At 70.3% G+C, this 13,354-nt stretch carries 15 protein-coding genes and 1 tRNA gene; 13 read left to right on the forward strand and 3 right to left on the reverse strand.

Annotation, left to right across the window (positions count from 1 at the left end; all coding sequences use genetic code 11):
• Positions 1 to 115 precede the first annotated feature (115 nt).
• The 3 genes from STSP_RS07950 (at position 116) to STSP_RS07960 (ending at position 1,370) form a co-directional block, all read left to right on the forward strand.
• Complete coding sequence (locus STSP_RS07950) at positions 116 to 655, forward strand: tRNA adenosine deaminase-associated protein (RefSeq protein ID WP_067273952.1); 540 nt, start codon at positions 116 to 118, stop codon at positions 653 to 655.
• Positions 656 to 775: 120 nt separating this feature from the next.
• Entirely contained in the window at positions 776 to 1,204 is a 429-nt protein-coding gene (tadA, locus tag STSP_RS07955) for a tRNA adenosine(34) deaminase TadA (protein ID WP_078066987.1), read from the forward strand.
• 81 nt (positions 1,205 to 1,285) lie between these two features.
• Positions 1,286 to 1,370, forward strand: a tRNA-Ser gene (locus STSP_RS07960).
• Between the two features lie 54 nt (positions 1,371 to 1,424).
• On the opposite strand, the gene STSP_RS07965 is transcribed toward STSP_RS07960, so the two are convergent.
• Positions 1,425 to 2,321: an arylamine N-acetyltransferase family protein gene (locus STSP_RS07965; protein ID WP_078066975.1), complete on the reverse strand. Its 897-nt coding sequence runs from the start codon at positions 2,319 to 2,321 to the stop codon at positions 1,425 to 1,427.
• Between the two features lie 515 nt (positions 2,322 to 2,836).
• Here STSP_RS07965 and STSP_RS39520 point away from each other — a divergent pair.
• The 5 genes from STSP_RS39520 to STSP_RS07985 all read left to right on the forward strand — a co-directional run bounded on the left by STSP_RS39520 (position 2,837) and on the right by STSP_RS07985 (position 6,550).
• Positions 2,837 to 3,013 (forward strand): hypothetical protein, encoded by a 177-nt coding sequence (locus tag STSP_RS39520; RefSeq protein WP_198547292.1) that lies wholly within the window; start codon positions 2,837 to 2,839, stop codon positions 3,011 to 3,013.
• A 52-nt stretch (positions 3,014 to 3,065) separates the two neighbouring features.
• Positions 3,066 to 3,359, forward strand: a complete 294-nt coding sequence (locus STSP_RS07970; RefSeq protein WP_067273957.1) for a Dabb family protein — start codon at positions 3,066 to 3,068, stop codon at positions 3,357 to 3,359.
• A 181-nt stretch (positions 3,360 to 3,540) separates the two neighbouring features.
• Positions 3,541 to 4,485, forward strand: coding sequence for an RNA polymerase sigma factor SigF (locus STSP_RS07975; RefSeq protein WP_078066976.1), 945 nt, complete (start codon positions 3,541 to 3,543; stop codon positions 4,483 to 4,485).
• 244 nt (positions 4,486 to 4,729) lie between these two features.
• Positions 4,730 to 5,581, forward strand: a complete 852-nt coding sequence (locus STSP_RS07980) for an RNA polymerase sigma factor SigF (RefSeq protein ID WP_067274123.1) — start codon at positions 4,730 to 4,732, stop codon at positions 5,579 to 5,581.
• 111 nt (positions 5,582 to 5,692) lie between these two features.
• Positions 5,693 to 6,550 (forward strand): hypothetical protein, encoded by an 858-nt coding sequence (locus STSP_RS07985; RefSeq protein ID WP_067273963.1) that lies wholly within the window; start codon positions 5,693 to 5,695, stop codon positions 6,548 to 6,550.
• Between the two features lie 46 nt (positions 6,551 to 6,596).
• Here the strand turns inward: STSP_RS07985 and STSP_RS07990 are convergent, their stop codons facing one another.
• Entirely contained in the window at positions 6,597 to 6,806 is a 210-nt protein-coding gene (locus tag STSP_RS07990; protein WP_067273965.1) for a hypothetical protein, read from the reverse strand.
• A gap of 273 nt (positions 6,807 to 7,079) precedes the next feature.
• On the opposite strand from STSP_RS07990, the gene STSP_RS07995 reads away from it, so the two are divergent.
• From STSP_RS07995 to STSP_RS08015, 5 genes are all read left to right on the forward strand, one after another.
• On the forward strand, positions 7,080 to 7,355 hold the full coding sequence (locus STSP_RS07995; protein WP_067273967.1) for a hypothetical protein: 276 nt from the start codon (positions 7,080 to 7,082) through the stop codon (positions 7,353 to 7,355).
• Between the two features lie 273 nt (positions 7,356 to 7,628).
• Complete coding sequence (locus STSP_RS08000) at positions 7,629 to 8,120, forward strand: MarR family winged helix-turn-helix transcriptional regulator (RefSeq protein ID WP_067273968.1); 492 nt, start codon at positions 7,629 to 7,631, stop codon at positions 8,118 to 8,120.
• A 32-nt stretch (positions 8,121 to 8,152) separates the two neighbouring features.
• A complete protein-coding gene (locus STSP_RS08005) occupies positions 8,153 to 10,723 on the forward strand; it encodes an MFS transporter (protein ID WP_078066977.1) in 2,571 nt (856 codons plus the stop codon).
• Positions 10,724 to 10,954: 231 nt separating this feature from the next.
• Entirely contained in the window at positions 10,955 to 11,773 is an 819-nt protein-coding gene (locus STSP_RS08010) for a YceI family protein (RefSeq protein ID WP_067273971.1), read from the forward strand.
• Between the two features lie 56 nt (positions 11,774 to 11,829).
• Positions 11,830 to 12,300, forward strand: coding sequence for a PPOX class F420-dependent oxidoreductase (locus STSP_RS08015; protein WP_067273974.1), 471 nt, complete (start codon positions 11,830 to 11,832; stop codon positions 12,298 to 12,300).
• A gap of 83 nt (positions 12,301 to 12,383) precedes the next feature.
• Here STSP_RS08015 and STSP_RS08020 read toward each other — a convergent pair whose 3' ends face one another.
• Positions 12,384 to 13,178: a TetR/AcrR family transcriptional regulator gene (locus STSP_RS08020; RefSeq protein WP_067273976.1), complete on the reverse strand. Its 795-nt coding sequence runs from the start codon at positions 13,176 to 13,178 to the stop codon at positions 12,384 to 12,386.
• Positions 13,179 to 13,354 lie beyond the last annotated feature (176 nt).

Raw genomic sequence — 13,354 nt, forward strand, 5'->3', positions numbered from 1 at the left:
ACGCCGGGTTTCTGCCACGATTCCGATTGGGCGGGGCTTGAACTGCACTCCCCGCCCTCAACCTCCGCCGGGGGGACCCCCAACCGGCACGCCTAGGACCAGTGGGAGAGTCACGGTGTACTTCGCCGCACTGCTCGCGCGCACCGAAGACGGGTGGGAAGCGAGCGACACAGAGCTCGACGATGTGGAGACCCTGTCGGATCTGACCGACCTGGCCCGTGACGCCTCCGTCGACGAGGACACGGTGCTCGTGCTCATCGAGCAGGAGGACGCGTGGTTCGGCGTCGTCCGCGTGGACGGCGAGGAGGACCCTCGTATCTACGTCTCGGACGCGGCCGCCGCCGCCCGCAGCTCGTACGGCGAGATCCTGCTCACCGACGAACTGCTCGGCCGGGACCCCGACGCCGATGACGTCCTGGACGCACTCGACCTCGACGGCACCGAGGAGGGCGAGCCCGAGGCCGACGAGTCCGAGGACGACGACGAGCCCGCCGAGGCCGCCGACACCGTGCCCTCGGGCCCCATCGGCGACACCGAGATCCTGGCCGACCTCGGCGTCGACGAGAAGGAACTGCTCGCCCTGGACGGCGGCGACGCCCTGAACGAGATCGCCGAGGTCCTCGGGGCATCGGAGGTACTGGAGACGGTCCGCTAGGCCCGTCCGGCGTTCCGGGCGGGCGGCGGGTAGGTTCCGCGGGTGAGCACAGCGAAGGACCAGAAGGACCAGTCGAAGGATCAGCAGCTCGATCCGGTACGCGACCGCTGGCGGGCGGCGATGCAGCTCGCCCTGGACGAGGCCGCACTGGCCGTCCGGGGCGGTGACGTGCCCGTCGGCGCCGTCGTGCTGTGCGCGGACGGCGCACTGCTCGCCACCGGGCACAACGAGCGCGAGGCGACGGGCGATCCGACGGCGCACGCCGAGATCCTGGCGATCCGGCGCGCCGCGGCGAAGCTCGGCCGGTGGCGGCTGACGGACTGCACGCTGGTCGTGACGCTGGAGCCGTGCACGATGTGCGCGGGCGCGATCGTGCAGTCCCGCGTGGACCGCGTGGTCTACGGCGCCCGCGACGAGAAGGCGGGCGCGGCGGGCTCGCTCTGGGACGTCGTACGCGACCGGCGGCTCAACCACCGTCCGGAGGTGATCGGCGGCGTACTCGACGACGCGTGCGCGCGCCTGCTGACGGACTTCTTCCGCGAGCGCTGACGCGGGCGCCGAGGACCGGCGGCCGCAGTCCCCGGGAAACGGATTTCGGACCACGGCCAACCTTGGGCTAGGATCTCCCTCGGTAGCGTGTCCGAGCGGCCGAAGGAGCTCGCCTCGAAAGCGAGTGTGGCGCAAGTCACCGAGGGTTCAAATCCCTCCGCTACCGCTGGTAGACGAAGGGCCCGGTCCGATTGGACCGGGCCCTTCGCGTTGCTCCGTCTCAGTGTCCGGCTTCCAGCCGCGCACCCTCCGGCAGTTCGATGCCGAAGTCGGTGTCCAGCACCTGGCGCAGCTCGGCCGAGTCCGCCAGTTCCCGCTCCTCGCGTGTGCCGTCGGCCCGCATGATCACCAGGGCGCGTCCGGCGAGGGCGAGGTGGGTGTCGGGTGTGGTGCGCTGGGCGTAGAGGGTGTGCTGGAAGGGCGAGCGGGGATTGGTCGCCACGTGCCAGTTGATCACCTCGTAGTCGGCCGGCTCGAACGGCTCCCGGCTGAAGGCGTACTGGTCGGACCACGCGCCGCCCTGGAACGCCTGCAGCACCCACAGGTCCTCCAGGCCGTGATGCGGCTCCCGGACCAGCCGGTGCCTGCGGCCGCCGTCGTGGACCTCGGTGCCGGCCGTCAGCGGAATGGCCTCGAGCAGGCCGCCGATGCTGCCGAAGCCGACGTCGGCGAGGTACTGCCGGGATGCGCCCGGTACGTCGACCAGGAGAAGCATGTGCGTGCGCGGGCGGACGGCGCCCTGCGCGCCGACGCGGACGCGTGCGGCGAGGCGGGTGACGCCGAAGCCGAGCGCTTCGAGGACGGCGGCGAAGAGGGTGTTGTGCTCGAAGCAGTAGCCGCCGCGGCGGCTGCGGACCAGCTTGGCCTGGAGGTCGGCGAGCGCGAGGGAGGGAGCGGAGCCGAGGACGGGCTCGACGTTCTCGAACGGGATGCCGTGCACATGAGCCCGGTGTACCGACCGCAGCATCTCCACGCTCGCCTCGCCCTGTCCCGACCAGCCGATACGCGCGAGATACGCGTCGAGATCGAGCCGCGGTGACTCGCTGAAGACGTCGACGGTGCTGCGAGATGAGGGGGATGAGGCGGGGGAGGTCGCCGGTGCGGTCGTGTGAGACATGCCGTCGACCGTATCCGCGGAGGCTGGGCGTCCGCGTCGGAGGGGGGACGGAACGGTATGGGCCGCAGGGCCTAGGCGGCAGGTCCTAGGCCGCGCAGAAGACCCCCGGCGCCGTGCATACAGAAGACCCCCGGCGCCGTGCAGACGCCGGGGGTGCCCATCCCATCGGGGCGGGGGGAGCGGCCCATGGGGACCAGCCGCTCCCCCCGACGAGGCAGGCCCCATGTCCACGCCACGGTCCAGGGGAGGTCCCGCGGCGCGGACCCCGCAGCGGGGCCCGTCCCTGCCCCGCGGACTCCTGCCAGATCCGCCGGGCTCTCCTCCATCCTGCGCGTCCGGCCACCCGGTACGGACAGGCAAAGGACCCCTACCGCCGGGCCGTTGGTCCCTTATCTCCGGGCGGGTGCACCGCGACGTAGGCGCTCCGGCACGACCTTGGCCGTCACACGGCCGGGTTACACTCACCGCCGGCCACAGCGGCCGGACCGAAGCACAGCAGGCAGGGAGGTCAGAGCGTGGTGCAGGCGAAAAAGATCGGGCTCTTCGCCGCGATCGTCTTCGTGGCCTTTGTGATCATCACGGACCCCGCCAAGGCCGCCGACTACGTCCAGATAGGCTTCGAGGGCATTTCGAGCGCCGCCCATGCCATCGGCGACTTCATGACGTGGATCGCCAACGGCGGCAAGAGCTGACGGGGGCCGGGGCGGACCGTATCCCCGAGCCGTTCCCCAGCAAGGAGTCCCCGTGATCCGCCATCTGGTCCTTTTCAAGCTCAACGACGGCGTCGATCGCGACGACCCGCGCGTCGTCGAGGGCGTGAAGGCCTTCAAGGCCCTCGGCGAGCAGATCCCGGAACTGAGGTTCTGGGAGTGCGACTGGAACATCACCGACCGCCCGATCGCATACGACTTCGCCATCAACTCGGCGGTCGACGACACCGACGCCCTGAAGCGCTACCTCGAGCATCCGGCCCACCAGGCGGGCGTCGCCCTGTGGCGAGAGTTCGCCACCTGGGTGATCGCCGACTACGAGTTCTGAGCAGGCCGCACGGCAGAGCCCCTCCCCACCACCGCTTCCGGTGCGGGACGACGGCGTTTTCGCAGCCCAACTCGCCTTCAACACGGCGTTATGCGGTGCTTGCACACAGTGCACATGTCTTGTGATGCTATGACCGCTTTTGACGGACGAGTGGAACAGCCTTTCGAAACGCAGTGAAGGGGTGGCGTTGACCGTGTCGGCCAGTACCGCGCCTCAAGCCCCGCCGCCCCAGGATGCTCCCCCAGGCTCTCGGCTTCGCCCGGGCAGGGAGGCACCGCCGTCGCCACCGCCGGAGGGGGCACCGTCCCCACCGCCGGAGGGGGCATCGTCCGCACCGCCGGAGGGCGCAGCACCCGAGAAGCGCCGGGGCGCCGACACACGCGCCCTCACCCAGGTGCTCTTCGCCGAGCTCAAGGAGCTCGAACCCGGCACGTCCGAGCACACCCGGGTACGCAGCGCGCTCATCGAGGCGAACCTGCCGCTGGTCCGGTACGCGGCCGCCCGCTTCCGCAGCCGTAACGAGCCGATGGAGGACGTCGTCCAGGTCGGCACGATCGGCCTGATCAACGCCATCGACCGGTTCGACCCGGACCGGGGCGTGCAGTTCCCGACCTTCGCGATGCCCACCGTCGTCGGCGAGATCAAACGGTACTTCCGCGACAACGTCCGCACGGTCCACGTACCGCGCCGGCTGCACGAGCTGTGGGTGCAGGTGAACAGCGCGGCCGAGGACCTCACGACGGCGTTCGGGCGCTCACCGACCACCGCCGAGATCGCCGAACGCCTACGGATCTCCGAGGACGAGGTCCTGGCCTGCATCGAGGCCGGCCGCTCATACCACGCCACCTCGCTCGAGGCGGCCCAGGAGGGCGACGGGCTGCCCGGACTGCTCGACCGGCTCGGCTACGAGGACCCGGCGCTCGACGGTGTAGAACACCGCGATCTCGTCCGCCACCTGCTCGTCCAGCTGCCGGAGCGCGAACAGCGGATCCTTCTGCTCCGGTACTACAGCAATCTGACCCAGTCGCAGATCAGCGCCGAGCTGGGTGTCTCGCAGATGCATGTGTCAAGGCTCCTCGCCCGAAGTTTCGCGCGCCTGCGATCCGCAAATCGAATCGATTCGTAACCGCCAGGAGTGGTCCACTCAGGGGCGCAGTTTCCGACAGAGCGACCACCGAAATCCCGCCGAACCCATCTTTTCCTGCACCGATTCACCCCGTACATGTCGACATGTCACTACAGCGTGTTGCCGACATGTGACATTCTGCTGGAACCGCGTTTGCCGGGGCTCAGCCTCCGGTATTCAGGTGGAGGCTGCGTTCCTCGACCGGATCGCCGGCCGCGACCATCAGCGACCTCAAGGGGGTGGCATGTCCGCAGACCAGGGCAGCTCGAAGGTGCTCACGCTCAGCAGGAGCGAGACCGAGCCCGACGCGCTTCAGGACCTCCACAGCTCCGAAGCCATCGACACACGCACCCTGTCCCGCTCCCTGTTCCTGCGGCTGGCCGCACTCGACGAGAACAGCCCGGAGCGCGCCTACGTCCGAGACACCCTCATCGAACTGAACCTCCCCCTCGTGCGGTATGCGGCGGCGCGCTTCCGCAGCCGCAACGAGCCGATGGAGGACATCGTCCAGGTCGGCACGATCGGCCTGATCAAGGCCATCGACCGGTTCGACTGCGAGCGCGGCGTGGAGTTCCCGACGTTCGCGATGCCGACCGTCGTCGGCGAGATCAAGCGGTTCTTCCGCGACACCTCGTGGTCGGTCCGCGTGCCGCGCAGGCTCCAGGAGCTGCGGCTCGCCCTGACCAAGGCAAGCGACGAGCTCTCCCAGAAGCTCGACCGCTCCCCGACCGTGCCGGAACTCGCCGCCGTACTCGGCGTCTCCGAGGAGGACGTGGTCGACGGCCTGGCCGTCGGTAACGCGTACACGGCCTCCTCGCTCGACTCCCCGGCCCCCGAGGACGACGGCGGAGAGGGCTCGCTCGCCGACCGCCTCGGGTACGAGGACAGCGCGCTGGAGGGCGTGGAGTACCGCGAATCGCTCAAGCCGCTGCTGGCCAAGCTGCCGCCGCGTGAGCGCCGCATCATCATGCTCCGCTTCTTCGCCAACATGACGCAGTCCCAGATCGGCGAGGAGGTCGGCATCTCGCAGATGCACGTCTCCCGCCTGCTGACCCGGACGCTGGCGCAGCTGAGGGACGGCCTGATCGCGGAGTAGGCGACCCTCGTCGAGGTCCGGTCCGAGTCCCGCTCCGAGTCCGGTCCGAGTCCGGTCGTAGATCCGCTCCGGGAGGTTCCTATTTGACGCATCGTCAGACACACTGACGCGATGCGAAACGCTTGGCAGTGTTTCACCCGGGAGCAGACCCCGAATCCTCAGCGCAGCCGCCGAGGCGCCCTGGCCGGCGCCTCGGCGGCTGTCGTCTGCCTGGGCGTCCTGCTGGCCGCCTGCGCCGGCGGAGACGGTGCCGATGACGGCTACGTGGCGGTCGGTGCGGCCGCCGCCACCCCCGAGAGACCCCCCGGCAAGGGCGTGGCGCCGACGGGCGACGTGGAACTGGTGCCGCTCGACGACGGCGGTTCCAGCAGCCCCTCGGCGGACGGCGCACAGCCCGGCACATCGGAGAACGCGGGCACCCCGGGCCCGGGAGGCAGCCCGGCGACCGGCTCGGCGTCCTCGGACGGCGGCACAGGAGGCTCCGGCGCGTCCGGCGGCGGTGACGGCGGCCCGGGCGAGGACGGCGCCGACTCCAGCCGTACGAACGGGAGTTCCTCGGGCGGATCCTCCTCCGGCACGGTGGGCGGTTCGACCGGCGGCAGCGGAGGATCGAGCACGCCGTCCAGCCCCGGCTCCGGCTCCGGCTCCGGCACACCGTTGGGACCCGCGGTCCTCGACATCGGGGACGTGCAGCGGGCGCCCGCGGACGAGCGGTGGTGCGAGAAGGTGACCGTCGCCTTCCACAACTCCGGGGGCTCACCCGTGCGTTCGGGCACGGTGACCTTCGGCACGCACGTCATCGGCGCACTCGGCGTGGACTGGGCGACGATCGAGTCGACGCGGAAACTCCCCGCGCCGATCGAAGCCGGCGAGACGGAGAAGAAGACCTGGACGGTGTGCGTGGACGCCTGGCGGGTACCGCTGGGCATGCACATCGAGACGCAGGACGTCTCCGTGGAGTGGAAGTAGGGGAAGCAGCCGGGGCTGCGGACTTACGGCAGCAGAAGCCGCGGCTCTACGACAGCGCGAGCCAGGCGACGGCGGCCACGATCGCCACGGCGACGACCACGCCCACGATCAGGCCGATCCGCGGGCCGGCGGGAGCGGCGGCCTGGCGGCCCGGCTGCGGGGCACCCTCGTCGACGAAGGCGCGGAACATCTGTGTGCTGCCCGCGGGGTCGTAGTTGCCCTCGGGGCCCTGCGGGGCGTGGGGGTTGTGTGCCATGGGGCAGGACCCTAGCGAATGCGTGCGGGCTGCCCAAGTGCCGGGTACGTGGTCGCACCGCCACCCAGAGTGAGACCGTCACGCAGAGTGATGTTGCGAGACCTCCGGGACGGGCGGAGCCTGTTGTCATGGGACGGGACCCTCGGTGTCCAGGCCCATTCACCCAAGTCCGCTCGGGGACGACCGCGGAACGCGGCAACACCCACCATGTGAGGACTCACTATGGCCAGAACTGTCCGGCGGCGCATCTCCGGTCTCATAGGTGCATCGTGCTTGGCCTCGGTGCTCGCGCTGTCAGTAGCGGTACCTGCCGCGAGCGCGGCACCCCAGACCTCGGCACCGACCGCATCCCCGGTCCAGACGCAGCCTTCCTTCATCAACGGCGGCTGGTGCGGCCGCGACCCGTACGGATGCCGGTTCGGCAATCTCGGCTTCGGCAATCTCGGCTTCTACGGGAACAACCTCGGGTTCTACAACCCCGGCTTCTACGGCTACGGGTGCATCCCCCGCGTCGTCGCTGTCGGCGGCGTCACGGTGGTCACGTGTTGATGATGAGCCGGCGGCCGTGCGGTGGAGCCGCATAGGGACGGAAGCGCAGGCTCGCCCGTAAGTACGCGCAAGGGAGGGTGCCCCTCATCAGGGGCACCCCCCCTTGTCCTGTGGGCCCGGAACGGGCTCTTCCCGCCCAACTCGGGCACTGAGTAGTTGTTTTACCTTTCCCCACTGTTGCTTTTCCAGGTCTTTAATCCCGTACGCCCGTTTTAATTTGCCTGTAGCAACCAACCGGGATTATGGTTGCCCTAAGCAACAAACGGGAGTGTGATGGCCACGCAGCGGCAGTACGAAGAGCTGGCCCGGCGACTCAGCGCCATCGGCGCCATCAAGCGCGGCCTCGGGCGCGTGCTCCCGCACGACTGTCCTGGCGGCTCCGCCGCCGTTCTCCTCGTGCTCGACCGCGAGGGCGAGATGCGGATGAGCCGACTGGCGGAACTGCTCGCGATCGACATGTCGGTGACGAGCCGGCACGTCGCCCATGTAGCGGATCGGGGCTGGATCGACAGGTCCCCCGACCCCGCGGACAAACGCTCACGGATCGTGAAGCTCACGCCCGCCGGCCGGAACAAGCTGGCGGAGCTCAACGAGGGCGCCGTCCATGCCCTCGCTCACTACTTGGCGGACTGGTCCGACGACGAAGTCGACCAGCTCAACGCCCTGCTCGCGCGGCTGCGCGACAGCTTCGGTGACTGCCGCGCGACACCGCGCCTCGGCTACGCCGCAGATCCCACGGAAGTGACCACCCGTACACCCGCGTGACAAGCCCGCGCAGAAGTAAGAAAAGGAAGTCCATGGCAACATCCACACCGGCCGGTGTGCGGGGCAGCCATGCCAAGCACGGGGCGGACGCCGAGAGCGGCGCCCCCATGTCGCACCGGCAGATCATGGAGGCGCTGTCCGGGCTGATGCTCGGCATGTTCGCCGCCATCCTCTCGTCGACCGTCGTCTCCAACGCCCTGCCCGAGATCATCACCGATCTCGGCGGCGGTCAGAGCGCCTACACCTGGGTCGTGACCGCGCAGCTGCTGGCGATGACGGCCTCGACGCCCCTGTGGGGCAAGCTCGCCGACCTGATGAGCAAGAAGGCCCTGATCCAGATAGGCCTCTCCATCTACATCGTGGGCTCGATCGTCGCCGGTCTCTCGCAGAACCCGGGCATGCTGATCACCGCGCGTGTGATCCAGGGTCTCGGCGCCGGCGGTCTGGCCGCCCTGGCCCAGATCATCATGGCCGCGATGATCTCCCCGCGTGAGCGCGGCCGGTACTCCGGCTACCTGGGCGCGGTCTTCGCCGTCGCCACCGTCGGCGGCCCGCTGCTCGGCGGCGTGATCACCGACACCGACTGGCTCGGCTGGCGCTACTGCCTCTTCATCGGTGTGCCGTTCGCACTGATCGCTGTCTTCGTGCTGCAGAAGACCCTGAAGCTGCCGGTGACCAAGCGGAAGGTCAAGGTCGACTGGGCCGGCGCCTTCTTCATCACCGCCGCGGTCTCCCTGCTGCTGCTCTGGGTGACCTTCGCCGACGACAAGTACGAGTGGCTGTCCTGGCAGACGTACGCGATGGTCGGCGGCGCGATCGTCCTGACGCTGATCTTCCTGCTCGTCGAGGCCAAGGCGAGCGAGCCGATCATCCCGCTGCGGCTGTTCCGCAACCGCACCATCACGCTGGCCTCGCTGGCCTCGCTGTTCGTCGGTGTCGCGATGTTCGCCGGCACCGTGTACTTCAGCCAGTACTTCCAGCTGGCGCGCGACAAGTCGCCGACGATGTCCGGCGTCATGACGATCCCGATGATCGCGGGCCTGTTCGTCTCCTCGACCGTGTCCGGCCAGATCATCACCAAGACCGGCAAGTGGAAGGCCTGGCTGGTCGCCGGCGGTGCGCTGGTGACGGCGGGTCTGGGTCTGCTGGGCACTCTTCGGTACGACACCGAGTACTGGCACGTCGCCGTGTTCATGGCGATCATGGGTCTCGGCATCGGCATGATGATGCAGAACCTGGTGCTGTGCACGCAGAACCAGGTCGCCCCGCAGGACCTCGGCGCGGCCAGCTCCGTCGTCACCTTCTTCCGCTCGCTGGGCGGTGCGGTCGGTGTCTCGGCGCTCGGCTCCGTGATGTCCAGCCGTATCTCCCACTACGCCACGGACACGATCTCCGAGCTGAGCCCGAAGCAGCAGCTGGAGGCCGGCAAGGCCCTGGGCGGCGGCATCCCCGACATGGACCTGCTGCCCGGCCCGATCCGGACCTGGCTGGAGAGCGCCTACGGGCACGGCATCGCCGACGTCTTCCTCTACTCCGCGCCGATCGCCTTCCTCGCCTTCCTGGTCACCCTGTTCATCAAGGAGGTCCCGCTGAAGACGGCGGGCGCGCTGCAGCAGGCCGCCGCGCAGGAGCCGGGTGCCGTCCCGGCGCAGGCCGCCGGCGCCTCCGTGACCGCCGACGCCCCCGTCACCGCCGCGGCCGCCGCGGCCCCGGAGGAGAAGGTGCCGAGCTGGGCCGTCGCCGCCTCGCAGACGGAGGCCGGCCCCGATGGCACGCAGCGGCTGGCCGCGATGGCCACCGTCGCGACGGCCCAGGGTGACTTCGCGGCCGGGTCCGCCGGTGGCGGGATTCCGGTACGGGGTCACGTCCGGGGCGCCGAGAGCGTGCCCGTGGCACGGGCCGCGGTGACGCTGATCTCCCTCGCGGGACGTCAGCTCGGCCGCTCCGTCGCACAGGCCGACGGCGCGTACGCACTCGACGCGCCGGGCGCGGGCTCTTACGTCCTGATCGCCTCCGCCGACGGCTTCCAGCCGCAGGCCTCGACGATCACCGTCAACGACGAGCCCCTGGCGTACGACATCCTGCTGAGCGGCACGAGCGGCCTCAGCGGCGTGGTGCGGTCCGCCGACGGCGGGACGCCGGTCACCGGCGCGATGGTCATCGTGACCGATGTCCGCGGCGACGTCCTGGCAACCGGCCTCACCGGCGAGCACGGCGAATTCGACTTCGCCGAGCTGGTACCCGGTCAGGTGACCGTCGCCGTCAACGCGGCGGGACACCGTCCGCTGGCCCTCCCCGTCGAGGTCGGCGGCACCGGGGTCACCCGGATCGAGGTCGCCCTCCACGCCGGTGCCCGGGTGCAGGGCACCGTACGGGCCGCGAGCGGTCCGCTGGCCGACGCGCGCGTCACGCTGGTGGACGCCGCGGGCAACGTGGTCGGCACGGCGACGACCGGGTCGGACGGGGCGTACGCCTTCACCGACCTGGACGCCGGCGAGTACACCGTCATCGCGACGGGCTACCCGCCGGTGGCCACCGGGCTCTCGGTGAGCGGACGCGGCGTCGACGGCCACGACATCGAACTCGCCCACCCGGGCGAGTAGCAGGCCCGGTCGCCAGGGCGCGTTCTTTGAGCGGAGGCGCGCCCTGCGCGACCGGTACGGAGGCCTCCGGCCGGGTCGCAGTGGGCAGGGGACGGCCCTTGCGGCCCGGCCGGAGGCCAGGGTGCTGTCGGCGGATGCGTCGTTTGTGGTGGGCACACCACCACGACGGCGGGTTCCGCCCTGGTACGGCACGGGGGGAAATCCCCCCAACCACGCAAGGAGAGAAAACGCATGGCGCTCAGCGCACGCATTCGGACGCGGGACGGCTGGGCCGTGCCCCACGCGGTGGTCACGGTGACCGACATGACCGGAACGCAGGTGCTGCGCACCGGGACCGACAGCGAGGGTGCCGTCCGGGACGCGACGCCCCTCGCGCCCGGTCCGTACACGGTGATCGTCACCGCCGTCGGCTACGCACCCACCGCATCCACCGCCATCGTCACGGCCACCGGCCGTGCGGAGATCGGCAATGTCGTCCTGGCCCGTCAGGGCGGTACCGAGCTGCCGCCGCCCGGGCCCTGGTCCATCGACCCCGCCCACTCCTCCGTCGGGGCGGTCGCACAGCACCTGGGCATCTCCAGCGTGCACGGCCGCTTCACCGACTTCTCCGGACGCATCGAGATCGCCCAGGACGTGGAGAAGTCCCGCGTCGAGGCCGTCATCCGCGCCGCCTCGATCAGCACCGGCAACGACATGCGCGACGGGCACCTCAGGAGCCCCGACTTCCTGGACATCGAGCGCTACCCCGAGATCACCTACCGCTCCACCGGCCTGACCCCCGCCGGGTCCGACCGCTGGACCGTCCACGGCGAACTCGGCCTGCACGGCGTCGTACGCCCCGTCGACCTCGACCTCGCCTACCTCGGCACCGGACCCGACCCCTGGGGCGGCGTCCGCGCCGCCTTCCGCGCCACCACCGAACTCCACCGCGAAGACTTCGCCATGAACTACAACCAGGTCGTCCAGGCCGGGATCGCCGCGATCGGCACCACACTGAAGGTCGAACTCGACATCCAGGCCGTCCAGGGCGACGCACTCCCGCAGGCGTAGGAGTCGGCGTAGGTGTACGCGGCCGTGTCGGGGGTGCGCGGCGTAGGGTGCCCGCTATGGCACCCAACATCGCTACGAACACCAAAGTCTCTCTGGAAGAGCTGCTGGACTTCGTACGGCCCCGGCACCGGGCCATCCTCCTGACCCGGCGGGCCGACGGCGGACCCCAGGGCTCGCCCCTCACCTGCGGCGTCGACGACTCGGGGCGGATCGTCGTCTCCACGTACCCGGAACGCGCCAAGACGCGGAACGCGAAGCGGGACGGGCGCGTGACGATTCTTGTGCTGAGCGACGACTGGAATGGGCCCTGGGTCCAGATCGACGGAACCGCCGAGGTCATCGACACACCGGACTCGGTCGAGCCGCTCGTCGAGTACTACAGGAACATCGCGGGGGAGCATCCCGACTGGGACGAGTACCGCGCGGCGATGATCAAGCAGGGGAAGTCCATCATCCGGATCACTCCGGAGCGGTGGGGGCCGGTGGCTACGGGGGGCTTCCCGGCGCGGGTGGCTCCGCCGGAGTAGCGGGTCGTCGTCGGCTGGTGCGCCACCTGCCGGTGGCTGGGTCGGGGCCGTACCGACCGTAGTCCAGCCCGGACATACGGGACCTACGCGTCAGCGACCCTCGCCTCGATCCCCGCAACGAGCAGATCCAGCGCGAACGAGAAGTCCCGCTCCCGCGTCTCCTCGACCGTCGCCCCCGCCCGGGCCGCCATGAGGTCCCCGGACTCCCGGACGAGCTCGGCGAGTGCGGGAGTCCCCTCGACCCTGGCCATGGCCTCCCGCACGTACTCGTCCTGGCTCATCCCGGCCGCGGCACACCGCCGCACGAAGTGCCCCTCGATCGTCCCGAAGCCGTACACGAACTGGAAGACCGCGGAGATCGCCCCGCCGAGCGCCTCCGGAGGCAGCCCCGTGCGGCGCACGACCCGCTGCACCGTGAGCAGGAAGTCGAGATAGTGCGGCCCGATGTTGAGGAACGTCCCCGCCAGGGGGGAGACCCAGGGATGGCGGACGAGCAAGTCCCTGTATCCCTTGGCGAGTTCGCGCAGCTGGTCGCGCCAGTCCGCGCCGGATTCCGGCTCGGGCAGCCGTAGTTCGCCGAAGGCCGCGTCGAGGGCGAGCTCGAGGATGTCGTCCTTGGTGTCCACGTACCAGTAGAGCGACATCGCCGTGACATCGAGTTCCGCGGCGAGCCGGCGCATGGAGAACTTGGGGAGCCCCTCCGCGTCGAGCAGCCGGACCGTGGCCTGGATGATGCGGTCCCGGTCGAGACCGGACGGCTGGCCGCTCCCCCTCGGCGCGGTGCCCCGGGAGGCCGCCGCGGCGCCGCGGGGCCTCTTGCCCTCCAGCCAGACGCTGGTCCGCGCCGGACGCCCAGTCCGGTCGGCTGCCCTCACCATGGCGGCACCTTCCTGAGAGCTCATGGATCTGCCGGGCGGACCGGAATCGGCTGGTCCGCCCCTTCTCGATGCTATGCGGGTCAGCCGCGTACTTCGCCCCCTCCGCCCGCGTCCCCGCATCCCGGAGGAGGGAGTTGGTTGCACCGGCCGGCGCAGGGGCGTACGCCGTGATGTCC

It is taken from the genome of Streptomyces jeddahensis (genome assembly GCF_001642995.1).
In the GTDB taxonomy this organism is placed as follows: domain Bacteria; phylum Actinomycetota; class Actinomycetes; order Streptomycetales; family Streptomycetaceae; genus Streptomyces; species Streptomyces jeddahensis.

Excerpts from the sequence above, each read along its gene's own strand:
- STSP_RS08010 (WP_067273971.1), top strand. The coding sequence starts at position 10,955 with ATGGCGCTCAGCGCACGCATTCGGACGCGGGACGGCTGGGCCGTGCCC.
- STSP_RS08015 (WP_067273974.1), top strand. The coding sequence starts at position 11,830 with ATGGCACCCAACATCGCTACGAACACCAAAGTCTCTCTGGAAGAGCTG.
- tadA (WP_078066987.1), top strand. The coding sequence starts at position 776 with ATGCAGCTCGCCCTGGACGAGGCCGCACTGGCCGTCCGGGGCGGTGAC.
- STSP_RS07965 (WP_078066975.1), bottom strand. The coding sequence starts at position 2,321 with ATGTCTCACACGACCGCACCGGCGACCTCCCCCGCCTCATCCCCCTCA.
- STSP_RS08005 (WP_078066977.1), top strand. The coding sequence starts at position 8,153 with ATGGCAACATCCACACCGGCCGGTGTGCGGGGCAGCCATGCCAAGCAC.
- STSP_RS08020 (WP_067273976.1), bottom strand. The coding sequence starts at position 13,178 with ATGGTGAGGGCAGCCGACCGGACTGGGCGTCCGGCGCGGACCAGCGTC.
- STSP_RS08000 (WP_067273968.1), top strand. The coding sequence starts at position 7,629 with ATGGCCACGCAGCGGCAGTACGAAGAGCTGGCCCGGCGACTCAGCGCC.
- STSP_RS07985 (WP_067273963.1), top strand. The coding sequence starts at position 5,693 with ATGCGAAACGCTTGGCAGTGTTTCACCCGGGAGCAGACCCCGAATCCT.
- STSP_RS07990 (WP_067273965.1), bottom strand. The coding sequence starts at position 6,806 with ATGGCACACAACCCCCACGCCCCGCAGGGCCCCGAGGGCAACTACGAC.
- STSP_RS07980 (WP_067274123.1), top strand. The coding sequence starts at position 4,730 with ATGTCCGCAGACCAGGGCAGCTCGAAGGTGCTCACGCTCAGCAGGAGC.